At 70.5% G+C, this 18618-nt stretch carries 15 protein-coding genes and 2 pseudogenes; 9 read left to right on the forward strand and 8 right to left on the reverse strand.

Going from position 1 to position 18618, the window contains the following annotated elements:
- The first annotated feature begins 267 nt into the window (after positions 1 to 267).
- Complete coding sequence (locus ABT057_RS07605; RefSeq protein ID WP_352341538.1) at positions 268 to 1164, forward strand: fumarylacetoacetate hydrolase family protein; 897 nt, start codon at positions 268 to 270, stop codon at positions 1162 to 1164.
- Positions 1161 to 2276 carry a zinc-binding dehydrogenase gene (locus ABT057_RS07610; RefSeq protein WP_352341539.1) on the forward strand — a complete coding sequence of 372 codons (1116 nt, stop codon included), beginning with the start codon at positions 1161 to 1163 and terminating at the stop codon, positions 2274 to 2276. The genes ABT057_RS07605 and ABT057_RS07610 overlap by 4 nt, the downstream gene beginning before the upstream one ends.
- A 179-nt stretch (positions 2277 to 2455) precedes the next feature.
- On the opposite strand, the gene ABT057_RS07615 is transcribed toward ABT057_RS07610, so the two are convergent.
- From ABT057_RS07615 to ABT057_RS07630, 4 genes are all read right to left on the reverse strand, one after another.
- Positions 2456 to 3205, reverse strand: a complete 750-nt coding sequence (locus ABT057_RS07615; protein WP_352341540.1) for a GntR family transcriptional regulator — start codon at positions 3203 to 3205, stop codon at positions 2456 to 2458.
- 145 nt (positions 3206 to 3350) lie between these two features.
- Positions 3351 to 4571: an FAD-dependent monooxygenase gene (locus ABT057_RS07620; RefSeq protein WP_352341541.1), complete on the reverse strand. Its 1221-nt coding sequence runs from the start codon at positions 4569 to 4571 to the stop codon at positions 3351 to 3353.
- Positions 4571 to 5518, reverse strand: coding sequence for a hydroxyquinol 1,2-dioxygenase (locus ABT057_RS07625; RefSeq protein WP_352341542.1), 948 nt, complete (start codon positions 5516 to 5518; stop codon positions 4571 to 4573). The genes ABT057_RS07620 and ABT057_RS07625 overlap by 1 nt, the downstream gene beginning before the upstream one ends.
- The gene (locus tag ABT057_RS07630; RefSeq protein ID WP_352341667.1) at positions 5515 to 6600 is read right to left on the reverse strand and encodes a maleylacetate reductase; all 1086 of its coding nucleotides are present in this window, start codon (positions 6598 to 6600) and stop codon (positions 5515 to 5517) included. Before ABT057_RS07630 ends, ABT057_RS07625 begins: the two co-directional genes overlap by 4 nt.
- Before the next feature lie 227 nt (positions 6601 to 6827).
- Here ABT057_RS07630 and ABT057_RS07635 point away from each other — a divergent pair, with 227 nt between their 5' ends.
- Entirely contained in the window at positions 6828 to 7628 is an 801-nt protein-coding gene (locus ABT057_RS07635) for an IclR family transcriptional regulator (protein WP_352341543.1), read from the forward strand.
- Positions 7629 to 7896: 268 nt separating this feature from the next.
- Here ABT057_RS07635 and ABT057_RS07640 read toward each other — a convergent pair whose 3' ends face one another.
- Both ABT057_RS07640 and ABT057_RS07645 read right to left on the reverse strand, forming a co-directional pair.
- Complete coding sequence (locus tag ABT057_RS07640) at positions 7897 to 9282, reverse strand: MFS transporter (protein WP_352341544.1); 1386 nt, start codon at positions 9280 to 9282, stop codon at positions 7897 to 7899.
- A gap of 58 nt (positions 9283 to 9340) precedes the next feature.
- Positions 9341 to 10261 carry an ABC transporter substrate-binding protein gene (locus tag ABT057_RS07645; protein WP_352341545.1) on the reverse strand — a complete coding sequence of 307 codons (921 nt, stop codon included), beginning with the start codon at positions 10259 to 10261 and terminating at the stop codon, positions 9341 to 9343.
- Between the two features lie 420 nt (positions 10262 to 10681).
- Between ABT057_RS07645 and ABT057_RS07650 the strand changes: the two genes are divergently transcribed.
- Entirely contained in the window at positions 10682 to 11524 is an 843-nt protein-coding gene (locus tag ABT057_RS07650; protein WP_352341546.1) for a phosphotransferase, read from the forward strand.
- A gap of 364 nt (positions 11525 to 11888) precedes the next feature.
- Here ABT057_RS07650 and ABT057_RS07655 read toward each other — a convergent pair whose 3' ends face one another.
- Positions 11889 to 12755 (reverse strand): helix-turn-helix domain-containing protein, encoded by an 867-nt coding sequence (locus ABT057_RS07655; RefSeq protein WP_352341547.1) that lies wholly within the window; start codon positions 12753 to 12755, stop codon positions 11889 to 11891.
- Positions 12756 to 13119: 364 nt separating this feature from the next.
- Here ABT057_RS07655 and ABT057_RS07660 point away from each other — a divergent pair.
- The 3 genes and pseudogenes from ABT057_RS07660 to ABT057_RS07670 form a co-directional block, all read left to right on the forward strand.
- Positions 13120 to 13398, forward strand: a pseudogene (locus ABT057_RS07660) (ABC transporter ATP-binding protein); the annotation flags it as partial.
- 23 nt (positions 13399 to 13421) lie between these two features.
- Positions 13422 to 15563 (forward strand): methyltransferase, FxLD system, encoded by a 2142-nt coding sequence (fxlM, locus tag ABT057_RS07665; protein ID WP_352341548.1) that lies wholly within the window; start codon positions 13422 to 13424, stop codon positions 15561 to 15563.
- 162 nt (positions 15564 to 15725) lie between these two features.
- A complete protein-coding gene (locus tag ABT057_RS07670; protein WP_352341549.1) occupies positions 15726 to 16316 on the forward strand; it encodes a hypothetical protein in 591 nt (196 codons plus the stop codon).
- Here the strand turns inward: ABT057_RS07670 and ABT057_RS07675 are convergent.
- A complete protein-coding gene (locus tag ABT057_RS07675; RefSeq protein ID WP_352341550.1) occupies positions 16313 to 16669 on the reverse strand; it encodes an ArsR/SmtB family transcription factor in 357 nt (118 codons plus the stop codon). The genes ABT057_RS07670 and ABT057_RS07675 overlap by 4 nt on opposite strands.
- Positions 16670 to 16851: 182 nt before the next feature.
- Between ABT057_RS07675 and ABT057_RS07680 the strand changes: the two genes are divergently transcribed.
- Together ABT057_RS07680 and ABT057_RS07685 are read left to right on the forward strand one after the other, a co-directional pair.
- On the forward strand, positions 16852 to 18300 hold the full coding sequence (locus tag ABT057_RS07680; RefSeq protein ID WP_352341551.1) for an MFS transporter: 1449 nt from the start codon (positions 16852 to 16854) through the stop codon (positions 18298 to 18300).
- Between the two features lie 21 nt (positions 18301 to 18321).
- A pseudogene (locus tag ABT057_RS07685) lies at positions 18322 to 18489 on the forward strand (SDR family oxidoreductase); the annotation flags it as partial.
- Between the last annotated feature and the right edge of the window lie 129 nt (positions 18490 to 18618).

The following is an 18618-nucleotide window of genomic DNA, read 5'->3' on the forward strand; positions in this document are numbered from 1 at the left end:
CCGCGTCGTAGCAAACTCCACCCTCCCCAAGTGTGTACACATCTGCCGGTCGGCGTCCAGACCGCGGAGAGCACCATTTCCGATCTTTTCGGGTTCACGGTACCCCTGTCGGCACCTTCGAGGCGGATCCGTGCGACGCAGAGACACTCGAGGTGGGCGGCGTCCGGGGGGCACCCGGCCTCGGTGTCCCGCAACCTACCCTTCCCTCAGCAATGTGTATGCACTATGGTTCAGCTGCTTCAGAGAGAGCCGCTTGTTGGAGGAGCCATGAAACCGCCTGAATGGTCGCTGGTGCAGTACCGGGTCGACGACTCGGAGAAGGTCACCGTCGGCATGAGCGTCAACGGCACGGTGGTTCAAGGGCCGTCCGAGACCGCGGGTCTCACGCTGATGGACGTGCTGGGCCACTGGGACTCACTCGCACCGCTGCTGCGCGACTGGACACCGGCAGGGTCCGAGGCCGTCTCCGGCGCCCGGCTCGCTCCCCCGCTGACGTATCCGGGCAAGGTGCTCTGCGCGGGCGCCAACTACTGGGACCACATCGCGGAGATGGGCGTCGAGCGCCCTGACGCGCTGGGTGACCCGTTCTTCTTCCTCAAACCGCCGACGACGACCGTGACGGGACCGGGCGACCCGGTGCCGCTGCCCGGCTACGCGGGCGCCCGGGTCGACTGGGAGGCCGAACTCGCCGTGGTCGTCGGCCGGGCCGGGCGCGACATCGCACCCGAGCGGGCCCTGGACCATGTGGCCGGCTACCTGGCGGCGAACGACATCTCCGCCCGGGACCGCCTCACCTCGGCGATGCCGGTGGCGGAACCGTTCGCCTACGACTGGCTCGGCCACAAGGGACAGGACGGCTTCTGCCCGCTCGGCCCCGGCCTCGTGCCCGCCTGGCAGATCCCCGACCCGCAGAACCTGCGGATCCGGCTCAGCGTCAACGGCGTGGTCAAACAGGACTCCTCGACAGCGCAGATGATGGTGCCGATACCCGAGGTGATCGCGGCGGCCAGCCGCCTCACCCGGCTCGAACCCGGGGATGTCCTCCTCACCGGCACCCCGGCCGGCTGCGGGGTGCCGCGCGGGGAGTTCCTCGCCGCCGGGGACGAGGTCATCGTCGAGATCGAGCGGATCGGCCGCCTGGAGAACAAGGTGGTGACGTCATGAACAGCGCTGCGGCCGCTCCGGCGCACGGCTGGCCCGAGCCGATGCCCGTACCCGAAACCATGCGCGCCATGGTGTTCCGCCGCTTCGGACCGCCCGACGTCCTGGAAGAGGCCACGATCGGCACCCCTCGCCCCGGCCCCGGCGAAGTCCTGGTGCAGGTCGCGGCAGTCGGCGTCGGCCGGCTGCTCGACCTCACGGCACGTGCGGGCCACCACCCCTACGCCCACTTCCAGCTGCCCCACGTCCTCGGTGCGGACCACTCCGGCGTGGTGGCCGCCGTGGGAGACGGGGTGGAGTCCGTCCGGGTCGGCGACCGAGTGGCCGGGTATCCCGCGGTCGCGTGCGGCCACTGTGGCCACTGCGCGGAGGGCCGCGAAGAAGCCTGCGCCGGCCTCTCCCTCATCGGCACGCACCGCCCCGGCGCCTACGCGCAGTTCTGCGCGGTGCCCGCGCGCAACGTCCACCCGGTCCCCGACGGCATTCCGCCCGCGATGGCCGCCTCCCTGGCCCTCGTCGGCCCGGTGGCCGCCAACCAGCTGGCCCAGGCAGGACTGCGCCCCGGGCACTGGGTGCTCGTCCAGGGCGCCGCCTCCGCACTCGGCTCCACCACGGCCGCCCTCGCCCAGTACCTCGGCGCGAGGATCATCGCGACCTCCCGCTCGCCCGAGAAGCGCAAGGCGCTGGCTGCGGCGGGCGCCGACGTCGTACTCGACACCGCCGCCCCCGACTTCGTCGAGCGGGTGCGCGAGGCCACCGGCGGCCACGGCGTCGACATCGCCGTCGACAACCTCGGCGACCCCACGGTGTGGGACGCCACCCTCGGCTCCCTGGCCCGCGGCGGCACCGTGGTCACCTCCGGCGCCTTCCTGGGAGGCAAGGTCCAGATCGATCTGCTTCGCCTGTACTCCGACTGCCACCGCATCATCGGCGTACGCACCGGAAACCCGGCCTCGGTCAAGGCCCTGTGGACCCAGGTGGCACACGACTTCCGTGCCGTCGTCGACCGCACGTTCCCCATCGCCCGTGCCGCCGACGCCCACCGCTACATGGAGGACGACAACAACGTCGGGCGCGTGGCACTGACCCTGGGACCGCGGGACTGGGACGCCTGACGACACGGAACCCTGCGGCCGATTCCGGGCGGATCCTTCTTCGGGGGCGATGCGAGAGCATCGCCCCCGAAGACTGCCCCGAGACCCGCTCGGTGCGGCCAGGGCGTCATCGCCGGACTCCGATCACGCTCCGGCCCCGGCGCGGTCGACCCGCTCTCCTCCTACGCCGTGCGCCGCCTTCAGGACCGACCGCCGCCGACGATGCCCAGCGCTGTCCGAGTGGCCGCGGGTTCGTACTCGGGGGCGGCCTCGGCCAGCACGCTCAAAGCGGTGCGGGCGAGATGACGGGCGACCACGTGTGCGGCCTCGGCGGGGTCACTCCCCCGCAGGGCCGCCAGCAGCGCCTCATGCTCCTTGTGCGCCCGGGCGTGTGAGCCGGGGACGCCCAGCTGGGCCAGCCGGATGTACCGCTCGCTGTGTTCGCCGAGCGACGCGAGCATCCGCTGCAGATGCGTCCCCACCGCCTGGGTCGCGATGCCGTGGAACTCCTTGTGGGCGGCGTACCACTCGTCCGGCTGGTCGTTGCCCGCCAGTTCCTGCATCCGCTGGAGAACGTCGCTCATCCGCGCGAGGTCCTCAGCCGTGAGCGACTTGGCCGTCACACGGACAGCGAGGGTTTCGAGCATGATGCGAGCCCCGTACACACCGTCCAGGTCCTCGGGGTCCACCGCCTTCACCCGTGCCCGCTGGTCGGGCCGCGCGTCGATGAGCCCTTCTTCCTGGAGCAGCCGGAACGCCTCGCGCATCGGCGTACGGCTGACACCCAGCTTCCGGGCCATCTCGGCCTGCAGCAGCACCGACCCCGGAGGCAGTTCCCCACTGAGGATCATGGCGCGCAGCCGCCCGTGAACGTCAAGGGCAAGCCGACGTCCGCCCCCGTTTCCGTCCGGCCACTGCTCCTTGAGGGACTCACTCATGCTCGCGCTCACGCCGGAAGTCTACCCAGGTGTATGCAGCCTGTTCCGGGTAACAGCGAAGGATCGGGTCAGGACAAGCCAACCGGGTGGCGAACCCGCATACACCCACTTGTCACTGTATCCACTCGCCCCGGGGACTCCGCCCGGTGGGCGCGACTCAGGGTTGCGTCGGCGACTCCCGCAGAACCAGCTCGGCGTCATGCCCGTAGAGCCACTCGTTGTGCGCCAGAGGGTCCTCGCTCGTGAACGAGGCGTCCCTGGCCCGCTGGGCGGGCCCGTCGGGCAGGTGGTTGCTCTCTGCCCTGCCCCGGCTCATCTGCTGCACGCGCGTGGCACGCGGGCGGCGGATGTCCTCGTATCGGCGCAGCGCGGCAGGCGGGTCCTCCGGCAGGCCGGCGAGGCAGCCCGCAAGGACGGCGGCGTCTTCCATCGCCTGCGCGGCTCCCTGGGCGAAGAACGGGAACATCGGGTGTGCCGCGTCGCCCAGCAGGGCGACGGGCCCGTCCGTCCAGCGGGGCAGCGGATCCCGGTCGAGCAGCGCCCACCGTCCCGTACGCTCCGCGGCCGAGAGCAGCGCTTCCAGGTCGTCGGACCACCCGGCGAACTCGGCGCGCAGGTCCTCGATCCGTCCCTCGGCCGACCACGACTCCGTCGTCCAGTCGTGCGCGGGTCCGAACGCGACGATGTTGATCTGCTTGCCGGCGGAGATCGGATAGTGGACCAGGTGACGGTCGGGTCCGAGCCAGAGTGTCTGGACCGGACGGCGCGCGAACGCCGGCGCGTTCTCCGCCGCCACGAGGGATCGCCAGGCGCACATTCCCGAGAACCGCGGCGAGCCCGCCGCGGTCACGAACTGTCCCACGGTGGTGTGCACGCCGTCGGCGCCGACGACCACGTCGGCGACCTCCCGTGATCCATCGGCGAACGTCAGCTCGACACCCCGGTCCAGTCGGCGAAGGCCGGCGAGGCGCGTCCCCAGCCTCAGCCACGACTCGGGAACCGCCGCCTTCACCGCGGTGAGGAGGTCCGCTCGGTGCGCGACGTAACTCTGCTCGCCGAAGCGTTGTTCGCATTCCTCGCCGAGATTCTGGGAGAACAGCACGCGCCCGTCCTCCCAGCGTCTGAACTCCCACCCGACCTGCAACGGCACGGCGCGCTCTCGAAGGCGGTCCAGTCGGCCGAGGCTGCGCAGCAGGCGGACGGCGTTCGGTGAGACGACGAGCCCGGCACCGACCTCGGTCAGGGCCGGCGCCTGCTCGTACACCGTCGCCTCGATCCCGGCCCGGTGCAGGAACGCCGCGGTGGCGAGACCTCCGATTCCGCCGCCGACCACGGCCACGCGCAGGTCACTCGCGCGCCTTCCGTCCACGGTGTTCATCACAGACTCCTGTCGGCCGAAGGGATGCCTGTCCCCGTCGCGGTGTGCGCGGGGGCGAGGACGACGTCGAAGCGGACACCGGCCCAGGACCGGGCGCCGAGATCGCGTCCGTCGGGGGTGGGAGTGCCCGCGGGGTGCTGCACGAAGTCATGGACGAGCGAGTCCTTGACGCCGAACACCGCGTCGCGGGTGAGGAGTTCGTCACCGCGGACGAAGATATGGGTGATCAGGGTGCGCTTGCCCTCGGCGCGGACGTCGAAGTGCAGGTGCGAGGCGCGCATGGGGGAACGGCCCACGGCGTCGAGCAGCGCGCCGACCGGGCCGTCGTGCGGGATCGGGTACGGGGTGGGGGTGATCGCCCAGAAGCGGTAGGTGCCCGCCTCGTCGGTGAAGAGGTGGCCGCGCGCCGCCATGCGGTCGTCGTCGTACTGCACGTCGTAGAAGCCGTCCTCGTCGGCCTCCCACACCTCGATGCGGGCGCCCGCCATCGGTGTGCCGTCGGTGTCGGTGACCGTGCCCTCGACCCAGCACGGCTGTCCGGCGGCACCGCCGGAGAGGTCCCCGCCCAGCGGGATCTCGGGCGAGCCCTCGACGAAGAACGGGCCGAGCACGGTCGCTTCCGTGGCGTTCGCGTACGCCTCGTTGTTGATCGCGATCGTCTGCATGGACGCCCCCAGCACGTCCGACAGCAGGATGAACTCCTGCCGCTTGTCGTCGGTGATGTGCCCGGCCGCGGTGAGGAACCCGATCGCGGCCTGCCACTCCTCCTCGGTCAGGCGCACTGCGCACAGGAACGCGTGCAGGTGCCGGGTCAGCGCCTGCATCAGCTGCTTCAGCCGCGGGTCCGTCGCGGTCTCGAACGAGGCGACCACCTGCTCCACCAGGGCCTGCTCGCGCGCCTGCTGCTCAGTGGCCACCTGCTCGGTGGCCGCGCTGTTCCCATTCATCCTCGGCTCCTCTCGTTGTCGGCCGTCGCCCGCGGATCCGCGCCCTGCCATGCCGCACGCAACAGGCGGCGCAGATCGCCCGCCGTCACCGGACGCGGATTGGAGTCCGGCACCACGTCCAGTACGGCCTGCACGGCACCCTCGACATCGGTCTCGTGCCACCCGTGGTCACGCAGCGCCTTCGGCGCGTCCACGGCATGCCGGAGCCGCTGCAGCCCCTCGCTTGCCGAACGGGCGCCGAACGCGGCCGCGATCCGTTGCTCGGCCTCCGGGGCCGCGGGCGCGTTGAACGCCAGCACGTACGGCAGCACCACCGCGTGGGTCTGGGCGTGCGGCAGGTCGTACGCGCCGCCCAGCACATGGCAGATCTTGTGATGCAGCCCCGAACCCGCCGAGGAGAACGCCACCGCCGACAGGTACGCCCCGTAGAGCATCAGCTCGCGGCCCGGAAGGCCGGCCGGGTCGGCCACCACCGCAGGCAGTCCGGCCGCCAGCGCGCGGATCCCCTCTCCCGCCAGCGCCCGGTCGATCGGGTCCGCGCGGGGACCCCACATCGAGTCCACGCAGTGCGCCAGCGCGTTCAGACCCGACGCGACACTCATCGGCACCGGCAACGACACGGTCAACGTCGCGTCGTACACGACCGCGCGGGGCAGGACCCGGGCATCCGCCCCGGTGCTCTTGCGCGCTTCGTCGGTCAGGCCCCAGACATTCGTGGCCTCGGAGCCCGCGTAGGTGGTGGGAAGGGCCACGATCGGCAGACCACTCGTCAACGCGATCGCCTTCGCCAGGCCGGTGGTGGAGCCACCACCGACGCTGACCAGGCAGTCCACCGCGTTTCCGGTCGCTGCGGCCCGGGCCCGCACGGCCACCTCGAGGGGAACGTGCATGGCCACCTCGCTCCACCGCAGCACGACCGGGAGCTCGCCGGTGACCTGCCGCGCGAGCTCGGCCTCGGCAGGTGCCGCGATCACCATCACCCGTGCGGCACCCAGTCGCTCCACCTCGGCCCCGAGCATCGCCGCCGCCTCCCCCGAGGCGAAACGCACCCTCTGGGGCAGGCTCTCGTGCTCGAAGCGCATGAGGTCCTTCCTCTCCGGCCCGGGGTCATGGCCGCCGCCGACTCGCGACGTGTCGGTCATGTGCATCGCGGATTCCTCTCAGCTGTAGGGAGATCGGCGGCGTCGGTGCCGAGCGGCAGCGGCGTGGCCGACCTGAGGGAGACCTTCCGGGACCGGCCGCGCGAAGGTCAGCGCGATGTCCGCTGAACGGACATCTTTGTGCCGACGGCACCAGGGCCGGCCCTACGATGAGGCCGGCGGGAGGACCGCCGCGCAGCGAAGGGAACGTTCCGACGAACAGCAGCGAGCCGGGCCGCACGGTCACCTCTCGGGCCCTGGCGATCCTCGGCGCGTTCACGCCGGAACGCCCGGAGCTGGCACTCACCCAGATCTGCCGGCTCACCGGCCTGCGCCACGCCACCGCACACCGGCTGGTCGGCGAACTGACGGCGTGGGGGGCGCTGGAACGCATCCCGAGCGGTGCCTACGTCATCGGTCTGCGCCTGTGGGAGCTGGGTGCGCTCAACCCGCGAGGACTGCCGTTGCGCATCCGGGCGATGCCCGTCATGGAAGACCTGCATGCCGCCACGCGGCAGCATGTGCAGCTGGCCGTCCTCGACGGCACCGACGCCCTCATCGTCGAGCGGATCTCGGCGGCGCGAGCGATCCCGGTGGTGTCACAGGTCGGCGGACGGCTGCCCCTGCACGCGTCCGCCGTGGGCAGGATGCTGCTGGCCCACGCCGGCGAGGAACTGTTCACCGAGGTCGTGCGGGACGGCCTGGCCGGCTTCACGCGCACGACCATCACCGACCCGGCCGAACTGCGTCTCGCGCTCGCGGAAAGCAGGCGAACCGGTGTCGCGGTCGTACGCGAGGAAATGAGCCCGGGCGCCTACTCGGTGGCGGCGCCGATCACCGACTCGAAAGGTCGCGTGGTCGCAGCCCTGTCCGTGGTGGGCTCCGACGCCCAGACCCACCTGCTGGTCCCCGCCGTCGTGATGGCCGGCCTCGGTATCTCCCGAGGGCTCGGTCCAGGCGCCATGCCGTGAGGGGCTGCCGGCACACGGGCGCATGCGGTCGGGGCATCGCCCCGTTCATTCAGCGGACTCCGCAGCCGGCCCGACGGAAGCAGCGCGAGGACCGTCGACAGGTCGGGCGGCCGGACAGGGGGCGCCGGAAGCAGAGCCGGGGCACGCAGCGTGTGCGTGCCCCGGAGACCGGCTCGCGCCGTGGCTGTGGGCGAGTGCGAGCCGAGACGCCATTCCCCTGGGCGCCGGTCACCGGGCGATGCCCGTCGGGTGAGGCCCTGCCACCGGATCAGGTCGGCTCGACGAGGGAACGCACAGCCCCGCCTGCCTGCCCGTTTCCCACCGGGGCCGCCGTGCCCGGCGTGCGGGGCACCAGCCCGATCAGTGCGGCGCCCAGGACGCCGGGGACGGCGAGGGCGTAGAAGTTCCACTGGAACGCCCAACCGGCCCCGATGATCAGCCCGAGCACGGGCGGCGCGAGCATCGAACCGAGGCGGCCGAACCCGAGCGTCCAGCCCATCGCCGTGGCACACATCCGCACCGGATAGTGCTTGGAGATGTAGGCGAGGACGAACGTCTGCGTCCCTATCGCCCCCACACCTCCCAAGGCGACGGCCACGTACAGCATCGCGGTGGGCAGTCGCAGGCTGAGCAGGATCACGGACACACTGGCCAGGAGATATGTGCTGCCGATGATCGGCTTCGAGCCGAGTCGATCGGCTGCCAGGGAGATGACGACCGTGCCGACGACAGCCCCGATGTTGAACACGAGGAGGAAGGCGAGGGCGGAGCCGGCGGAGTAGCCCGCCCGGTGCATGATCTCCGGGAGCCAGGTGTTGAGTCCGTAGATCATGAACAGGCACAGGCACGTCATCGCCAGGAAGCACAGCGTCGCCAGGACGTAGCTGCGTGAGAAGAGTGCCTTCACCGACGACAGGCCGCCCGAGTCGGCGGCCGACCGCACACCCGCCGACGCCGGTCCTTCCTCCCGCACCTCGCCGAGCGGGATGTTCCAGCGGCCGGCTGTCTTCTCGGCCTCGGCGTACCGGCCCTTCGCCAGGAGGAACGCGATCGACTCGGGCAGGCAGATGACGGCCAGCGGCACCACCAGCACGAGCGGGACGAGGCCCAGCAGGAACATCGGCTGCCAGCCGAACCGGGGAATGACGAACATCCCGGAGAGCGCGGCGACGATGCCGCCCACGGGAAAGCCGCTGAAGACGATCGCGAAGACCAGATTGCGTGTCTTCGGATGCGAGTACTCCCCGGCCAGAGCGGTGGAGGTCGGCAGCACACCGCCCAGCCCGAGGCCCGCGAGCAACCGGAACACGCCGAACACCTCGGGGGAGGGTGCGATCGCGCACAGGCCCGTCATCACCGAGAACCAGATCAGGCAGCCGATCAGCATTTTTCGCCGGCCAAGCGTGTCGGTGAGCGTGCCGACGGTCGTCGCCCCTATGAGCATGCCGACCAGGGCGACCGAACCGATCAGACCGGCACCGGCCGGGGTAAGGCCCCAGCGCGGCTCGTGGAGAAGGGATGGAATCACCGCGCCGTAGACGACCACGTCGTATCCGTCGGCGACGACGGTGATCCCGCAGATGGCAAGCACCAGCAGGGTCACCGGCCGCCAGGTGGCGTTGCCACCGATTCCCTTGCGTCTGTCGTCGTGCATGACTGTTCCTTTCGCATTGGTGTGTCGGGCTGTTTCCGTGATGGCTGCGCGACGGTCGTCAGGTCCGCAGGCCCGGCCCCATCAGCGACCCGAGCGAGCAGGAGGGCCGCCAGGCAGGATCGAAGCGGCGGCGCAGACCGGCCACCGCCTCCAGGCCGCGCAGGGTCACCTCGGGCGAGGTCGACAGGCCGGCGGGGCCCAGCAGACCGGGGACGGCGGCCCGGGCGACGGCCGGGGCCCAACCGTGCCGGACCAGGGCCGCTTCGACACCCGGCGCGCCGGAGGTGAGGAGTTCCGAGGTGCTGACGCGGCAGACCTCGAGGTAGGCGCGGACGTACCACGCAGGGGCGGTGGCGCGCGCGGTGACCACCACGTTGGTGATGAGGTCACGGGCGACCTGGAGGTGGCCCCCGAGACGCGGGTGTCCCTCCTCGGCGGCGAGCACGTCGAAGGGCGGATGAAGGGTGGTGCCGTCCACGGCGCCTGTCGGCAGTGCCTGAAATCGCTGCAAGGTTCCGCCGACCGGCACGAGTTGGCTGTCGGCAACCGGGGAGCCGACGACGTCGGCGAGGATGGCGCGCAGCACGAAGGCGAAGGCGCTTCGCGCGTTGTCGACCGCCCACCGGTCAGTCGGACGCGGATCACCGGGGCGTCGGTGGACTGCCAGTTCGCCCATTCCCTCCGCCCGGACAGCCACCGGATCCCGCTTCAGCAGCGACCTCAGCAGATGGTCGGGAGAGGTGTGCATGATGTCGTAGGCGCCGTCGTTCCAGCCGGTCATCTGCTGATCGGAGGAAGCGACCTCGATCAGCCTCACCTTCAGCCCGGCCCGGTCGAAGTACCCGGAGTCGAGGGCGTTGTAGAGGTGCACGGAGCCGGCCCCGGGGAACACGGCCACAGTCAGCTGCCTTGTGGGCTGGTCGGACGGGCGGAACCTGGTCAGCCCGCTGAATTGATGTGGTGCAGGGATCTGTGACATGTGACCTCCTCGGGGTACCGGCCGCGTGACCTCGGTCCGATCGCTCAGGACGAAGCGCCGGTCGGCTGCGACGAGTCGCCGTGGAGGCGCCGAGCGGAAGCGGAGAGGGTGCACGGCCCGAGACGGCGATAGTGTGCACACATTGCGGATGCGGCGTCCATACCTCGCACGGCGAAAAATCCGCGCGAACCCACCCACGAGAGGCCTGCGGCCACGTCAATGGGCGGGGGCGGACCAGGACCAGGCATGACACTTGAACAGCGCCCGTCGCGCCGCAAGCCCATCCAACATCACAAGTGAATACACATATCGGGATCGCGTGTCATCACGGCGAGATTCCTGCGCAGGTGCGGCCGGACAATGGGGGCATCGTTGTCGTCCCGGACCTGTATGTGCACTCAACCGATGAGGGAGGACGGCATGGAGCCATCGCAACTCCGCCGCGCAGTCGAGGCAGGAGCGGCGACCGCTTCTGAGCTGGGTCTTCAGGTCGACGACGTGATCGTCGTCCACAACTCGGATCGCGTCGCGCTGCGCCTGGTCCCTTGCGAAGTTCTGGCTCGGGTCGCACCTGTGGGGCATCTGGCTGGTTCCGAGTTCGAAGTAGCGGTTGCTCGCCGTCTTGCCGACGTCGACGCTCCGGTGGCCGAGCTCGATCCTCGGGTGGAACCGCGCGTCTTTCTGCGTGACGCCTTCGCCGTCTCGCTCTGGACCTACTACGAACCTGCGGAATCAGAGATCGCGCCGGCCGAGTACGCAGACGTGTTCCTGCGGCATCATGCCGCCCTGCGGCAGATCGATCTGGACGCACCGCATTTCACCGATCGAGTCGCCGTGGCACTCGGAGAGGTGCACGACCCGGAGCGGTCCCCCGAGCTGACCGAGTCCGACCGGGAACTCCTCAGCGGCACACTCCATGGATTGAGCGCCGCGATCAGCACCGAGAACGCCAACGACCAGCTGTTGCACGGCGAGCCGCATCCCGGCAACCTCCTCAACACGCGGAGAGGGCCGCTCTTCGTAGACCTCGCTACGTGTTGCCGCGGGCCGATCGAGTTCGACCTCGCCCATGCGCCCGAAGAAGTGGGGAAGCACTACGAGGGGGCCGACCACGGCCTGATTCACCAGTGCCGCGCCCTGAACTGGGCGATGTTCTCGGCCTGGCGCTGGCGCCAGGCCGACCAGATGCCTGACCGGGACCACTGGAGAGTGGCGGGGCTCAACCATGTTCGCGCTGCACTCGATCGCTGCGGGCCGGGCTGAACTCGAGACAGAGGACTGCTGATTCCCGATCCGCTGCACCGGTGCAGCATCCCGGCACGGTGCGGCGGTCGAGCGCGGCGTCGTGCGGGGTGCCGCGTCCGATGGACCAAGGTGGCCTGCACCCGGTCGGTGAAGGCCAGTTCATACTTCGGCCCGGCTCCCCGGTGCCGTCACGGGCGCCCCGGCGCCGCCCGTGACGTCCGGACTCACAGCGAGCCTGCCGGCGTGGCGCGCGTTCTTCGAAGAACCCGCACGGTCCTCCTCATGTCACGGCCGAACCGCGATCAATCGCGGGGCCGTAAGCAGAACAAGCGGCTGTACGCATACGGCGGGCTGCTCCGCAAGCCGTAGCCGGCGTAGGGGTTCAGCCGCCGACCCGCTCCACCGGAATCCACACCTCCGCGTCCGCGTGCGTACCGTCCGCGGACACCCGCGTGCGCGAGAGCGACGGACCCGGCCGGCTCCGGTACGGGTTCGACGGGAACCACTGCGTGTACACATCCCGCCAGAGGTACTGGACCGCCAGCGGAAACTCGCCCGAGGACTCGAACACCGCCCACATCCCCGGCTCGACGTCGAGGCTCTCCGAAGCCCCGGGCACCTCCGCGTCGCTCACCACCCCGTGGAAGTAGTCGAGTTCGGTGCCTTCCGCATCGTCCGCGGAGTGGTTGCTGACGGCGGCCACGACACCGCCGGGCTCCCCGGCCATATTCTCCTCCCAGCGCTTCAGCGTCTCCTTGCCGATGCTTTTGACGAACTCCACGATGGCCGGGTTCATCCCTTCGTAGACCAGCGGGACCCGTGTCCCCCTGCCCACGAGCCTGAACCTGTCCTTCTCCACTACCCGGTACCGCATGCTGCTGCTCCCTTCGACAATCAGCCGGAAGGACATCCGCGGCTGGGAGTGCAGCGCGGCACCCGTCCGCCGCGCCTCGCCGGGACCGACCCCGTGCACGGCGCGAAAAGCACGCGCGAACGCCTCGCCCGAGCTGTACCCGTACCGCACCGCGACATCGAGCAGCGTCCGCTCGCCGGCGAGCACTTCGGCCCCGGAGAGCGTCAGTCGCCGGCGGCGGATGTACTCGGAGAGCGGGATGCCCGCCAGCGCGGAGAACATCCGCCGGAAGTGGTACTCCGACGTCATGGCGATACGGGCCAGCTCGGCCGCGTCGATGGGCTCATCGAGGTGGTCCTCGATGTAGTCCATGGCCTGATTCAGCCGCTCCAGCACTCCTGGCCGTCCTTCCTTTACCGATCTCCACGCTAGGGAAGTCCCACTGTGCCGGACCCGACATCCTGTGCCCGGTGCGGTCGGGTCGGCTCGCCGCCTGTGTGTCCCGCGCGTCCTCATCACGCAGCGCCAGAGGGCCGAGGTCACGCAGGCCCGACGGCTCCGGCTCCGGCTTTGTCGTCGTCGGTGCCGGGGTGGCCGACGCCACAACCGCCCTCACGCTGCGGGCCGAGGGTCCCACCGGCCGGCTCACGCTGATCGGGGCCGACGACGAGGCGCCGTACCGGGGTCCGCCCCGCGATCAATCGCGGGGCAGGTCGTTAGGCCAGTGACCTGCGCATGAGCTTGACAACACTGGATGGAGATGGACCTTGAAGCCGAGATCGAAGACTTCGACCGCATCCGCCGCCTCACCACCCCGAACCGGGCCGTCGTCCTGGTCACCCACCGCAAGTCCGGCGTCCGTCACGCCGACCGCGTCTACGTCCTCAACCATGGGCGCCTCGCCGAACACGGCACCCACGACGAACTCATGACCGCCCGGGGCCGCTACGCCGCCATGTTCGACGCGCGGGCAGCCCAGTACGCCCCCAACACCGGCGTCCCGAAACCCGCCGCGCCCACCGTCGGGGATCCCGCATGACCCGATCGACCGGAAGGCCCGCCGTGACGACACCTCCCACCACCGAACTCGACGAGGCAGGCGCCCTGCGCCACCGGCTGGCCGACCAGCTCGTCGACTCCGGCCACATTCGCACCCCCGCGGTCGAAGACGCCATGCGCACCGTGCCACGGCACGCCTTCGCCCCCGAGGTACCGGCCGAGAAGGCGTACGCCAACGACGTCATCGTCACCCGACATACCGACGACGGCCGCGTCACCAGCTCCATCTCCGCACCCTGGCTGCAGGCCGACATGCTCGAAGCAGCCCGCATCCAGCCCGGCCACCGTGTCCTGGAGATCGGCTCCGGCGGCTACAACGCCGCCCTGATCGCCGAACTCGTCGGCCCCATGGGCAGCGTCACCACCGTCGACATCGATCCGGACGTCACCGACCGTGCCACCCGCTTCCTGACCCGGTCCGGATACGCCCGCGTTCGCGTGGTCACCGCGGATGCCGAGCACCTGCCCGCCGACATCGTCCCGGACGGCGGCTTCGACGCCATCGTGGTCACCGTCGACACCTGGGACCTACCGTGGATCGGCGCCCTCGCCGACGGCGGACGCCTCGTAGCTCCCCTGCGCCTGCACCAGTACACCTGGGCCATCGGCTTCACCGAGCGCGATGGTGCCCTCCACAGCGACGAGCCGCTCATCGTCTGCGGCTTCGTCCCCATGCAGGGCGCCGGTGCCCGGGACGCGAACCGCCGCACCGTCCCAGGCACCGGCGTCCACCTCATTTGGGAGGACGGCACCCCGCTGCCCGTCGACCGGCTCGGCCCCGCCCTCACCCGCGAGCCGTTCGTGGCTCATACCCACGTGACCGTCGGAGGTCAGGAACCTTTCGACGCCCTCACCCTCTACCTGGCCGGCGCCCTGCCCGGCTTCTGCCGCCCTTCAGTCGACCCCGACGGCGACAGCGGGATCCTGAAGCCGCCGCCCCGGCACTGGCCCGGCGCCGCCATCGTGCGCGGCACCTCCCTCGCGCGGCTGACCACCGAGCGCATCGCAGACGGCGACGACGGCAACGGCGTGTACGAGCTGGTCGTCCACGGCTACGGTGCCACGGGCCACCTGGCCGCCCAGGAGATGGCCGACCAGGTCCAGCACTGGCAGCGCAACCACCGCGCCGCTCTCTGCCCACGGATCAGCATCGAGCCCCTGTCCGACGGTGCCCCCGCCCCCGACGTCCGCGCTGCGCACGTCCTCGTAAAGAAGCACACCCGTATCACGATCGACTGGCCGGTCGTTCCCGGCACGGCTGCCCTCCTCACGGACGACGAAGGCCGCTACCTGCTCCACCTGCGCTCCGCGAACAAACCGATCTGGCGACCGGGACAGTGGGCCCTCCTCGGCGGCAGCACCGAAAAGGGCGAGACGTGCGACGAGGCGATCGTCAGAGAACTCGCCGAAGAGATCGGGCTCACCGTCCCGGACCTGACCGGCTTCGTCACCCTGGACACCCTCGACGCGAACGGGTCCTTCAAGGACCGCGTCCGTGTCTACCAGGGCACGCTGAACGTGCCCGCGCACGAGATCGAACTGCGCGAGGGCATTCAGCTGCGCTGGACCCGGATCGAGGAGACAGCGGAGATGACCATGGACCCCGGCACCGCCTCGGTCCTCCAAGCCCATCAGAACGCTCCGCACCCGAGCCACAGCCGCAACAGCACGCTGCCCACCGTGGAAGTACGGGAGCCGAGCGATCACCGCGGCCGCAGTATCGTCGGCGCCCACCTGGTCCTCATCCGCGACGGGGCCGTCCTCCTGGGCAAACGCCACCCGCGCTGTGCCTTCGCGCCCTCGACCTGGCACCTTCCCGCCGGCCACCGAGAGGACATGGAAGCCGCCGTCTCCTGCATGGTCCGGGAGGCGGAGGAAGAGACCGGACTCGCCCTCGCCGAGAACGACTTGTCGCTCGTCCACGTCATCGACCTGCTCGACCCGGGCAGCACGATCCCGCGTATCGGGTTCTTCTTCGCCCCCTCCCGCTGGGAGGGCGAGCCATCCGTCCGCGAACCGGAGCGCTGCACCGAATGGCGCTGGTGGCCGCTGGACGCACTGCCCGAGCCGATCGTGGACTACACCCGCGCTGCCCTGGAGGCCATGTCCCGCGGCACCCTCTACACCTCGATGGGCTGGACCTGAAACCGCCGCCCCCGGAGCCGGCCGGATCCGCACGTGCCGTCGCCCGGGCCGCTGCCGTTCGCGGCCCACCGGCCGTGGAGCGAGCGGATGGCGGACTTCGTCCCCCTGACCCTCGGCCGAGCGGAGAGCCATTCCCTCAAGTCCTGGTGCAGGAGGAACGGATTGACGGTGAATCAATTCTTCGCGGCGGCGCTGGCCGAATCGTTCGCCGAGGTCACCGGGCATTCGGAAGTCTCCCTGTTCACCGCCGTGTCGCTGAGGCGGCGGTACGCGGAGAGCCCCTCGCTGCCGGACGTGGGCTGTTTCATCGACGTACTGAACGTGCCCCTTCGTCTGGACCGGGACGACCTGCCCGGCCACGCGCGCGACTACGCGGCGGCACTGGCCCGGATCGACGCCGCGTGGCGGCCGCCGGTCCGGGAGCACGCCGCGATCCGCTGGGCGGTCGAGGAAGCCGCGGCGGCCCGGTCGGCCCCCGGGATCTGCATCACCGACGTCGGGGTCGCCGACCCGGCGCTCGGCCCGCACGCGGACCCGGTCACCGGTTACCGGACGGTGGTCAACCGGACGGGAGCCAACTACGGCGTGGTTCTCCATCTCGGCAGCCTCGGTGGGACGTTCAGGACTGCCCTCGCTTTCGGCGCCCCGAGCACGGATCGAGCCACCGTGCGAGCGGTGGCGAAAGCCCTGCACGACCGGGCCGTACGCCCCGGCGTGACCCGGCCGAGGGCCGCCATGGCCGACCGCACCTAGGCGGTCTCGTCGTGGCGCAGGACCAGGTCGAGAAGGCCCGGGAAACGGGCGTCGAACTCGGCCCGCCGCAAGCGGTTGAGCCGCCTGGGTCCGGCGTCACGCTGCTCCAGGAGGCCGGCCTCGCGCAGTACCGCGAAGTGACGGCTGAGGGTCGCCTTGGTCACCGGCACGTCGAAGCTGCCGCACGGGCGTTCCCAGTCACCGGCCCCCGCCAACTCCCGTACCAGGGACTGCCGGACCGGGTCGGCGAGGGCGAGCAGCGCCTTCTCGAGCGACACGTCACCGGGATTCGTGTGGACCGGCGGGGTGCGGTGGCTCGCAGTCGCCGTCTGTTGCTGGGTCTGTGCCGCCATGGCTGGATGCTCCGTCCCGCTGGCTGGTCCGTGACAGGTACTCGCGCACGGATTGCCGAGTGTTCGATGATCTGCGTACACTCGGAGTGTTCGTTCTCTGACGAACACTCTACCGGAGTCGGTGGCGCATCGCCCGGCTCCCCTCCCCCCACCTGCCTCCGGCACCCATGGAAGGAAGACCCGTGCCACAGAACCAACCCCACAAGGCCCGGCCGGGACTGACTCTGTTAGCGGCCTGCCTCGGCTTCGTGGTCGTCATCCTGGACGTCAGCGTCGTCAACGTCGCCACCAAGGCGCTCGCTGCGGAATTCGGGGGCAGCCTGTCCGGCCTGGAGTGGGTGATCAACGGCTACACACTCACCTTCGCCGCCTTCGTCCTGACCGCCGGCGCCATGGGGGACCGCTACGATCCCAAGCAGATCTTCATGCTGGGCTTCGCGCTCTTCGCCGTGACATCCCTGGCTTGCGGTGCCGCGCCCTCACTGGTCACCCTGATCGCGGCCCGCGTCGTCCAAGGCCTCGGCGCAGCCATGATCGTGCCGTCATCCCTGTCGATCGTGAACACCAACTTCCCCGATCCCGCGGAGCGCACCCGCGCCGTGAGCCTGTGGGCGGCCGCCGGTGGACTCGCCCTCGCGCTCGGCCCGGTCGTGGGCGGCCTCCTGGTGGACTCGCTCGGCTGGCGCTCGATCTTCTACGTCAACGTCCCGATCGCCGCCGTCGGCATCGTCCTCGTACGGGCCTACGCCCGCCCCGTCCCCGCCCGCGACACCTCGGTCCGCCGCTCGCTCGACCTGCCCGGCCAGCTGCTGGCCGTCGTCGGCCTGGGTGCCCTTACCGGAGCGATCGTCGAGGCGAACGCGCAGGGCTGGACCTCCGCCACCGTCCTCACCTGCCTGGCCGTCTTCCTGATCGCACTCGTCGGCTTCATCGCCGCGGAGCGGCGCAGCACCGACCCCATGCTGCCCCTCCAACTCTTCGGTCGGAGGGCGTTCACCTCCACGTCCCTGATCGGCGTGCTGCTCAACTTCTCCTTCTACGGCCTGATCTTTGTCTTCAGTCTCTTCTTCCAGCAGGTCTGGGACTACTCACCCATCGTCGCCGGCCTCGCGTTCCTGCCGATGACGGCTGCCATCATGATCGCCAACCTGTCGTGCGGCCCGCTGGTCAAGCGCCACGGCGCCCGTCCGGTGCTGATCACCGGCAACAGCCTGGCGGCCGTCGGCTACCTCGCCACCGTGCCGGTCGTCGGCTCCGGGTCCTATGTGCAGATGGCCGTCCAGTTCGTCGTCGCCGGCTTCGGCATCGGCCTGGTCGTCCCGTCCATGACGAACGCCATGCTCGGCTCGGTGGACCCGGCCAACGCCGGCATCGCCTCCGGTGTCCTCAACGCCTCCCGTCAGCTGGGCGGGCTCATCGGCGTAGCGGTGATGGGTCTGCTCGTCGGTCAGGCATCCTCGGACCACTTCCTGTCCGGACTGCGCTCCGCTCTGGTCTGGGCCGTCGCCGCTCTCCTGATCAGCGTGGTGCTGAGCGCGATCGGTCTGCGCAGGCCCAAGGCGTCCCCCGAACCGTCACCCGCCGCCGCACATCGGACCGTACCCACCCCGAGCGCCGCCGACGCGAGCTGACCACGTCCGACCAGGACCGCGACCACAACCGCCGACCGCGAGCGCATGTACGAGGCGGCCACGAAACGCTTGCCCGTGAAGCGTGTTGGGGAGGCTGTCGACATCGCGCAGGCGGTGCTCTTCCTCACGGGCAACGCCTATACGACGGGCACCACCGTGTATGTCGACGGCGGAGGGACCATCGCCTGAAGGGCCGGGCGGCGCTCCGCGTTCTCCTCTGTTCCGGCCGTGCCGACGCTGTTGGCTGGTTCGGGGTGCCGGACTCTTCCTCGTAGCCTGGTGGCGCCGCCCATCGGTCGCATCGCCGGGCCAGGTGCT

This window comes from Streptomyces sp. NPDC002588 (assembly GCF_040295925.1).
In the GTDB taxonomy this organism is placed as follows: domain Bacteria; phylum Actinomycetota; class Actinomycetes; order Streptomycetales; family Streptomycetaceae; genus Streptomyces.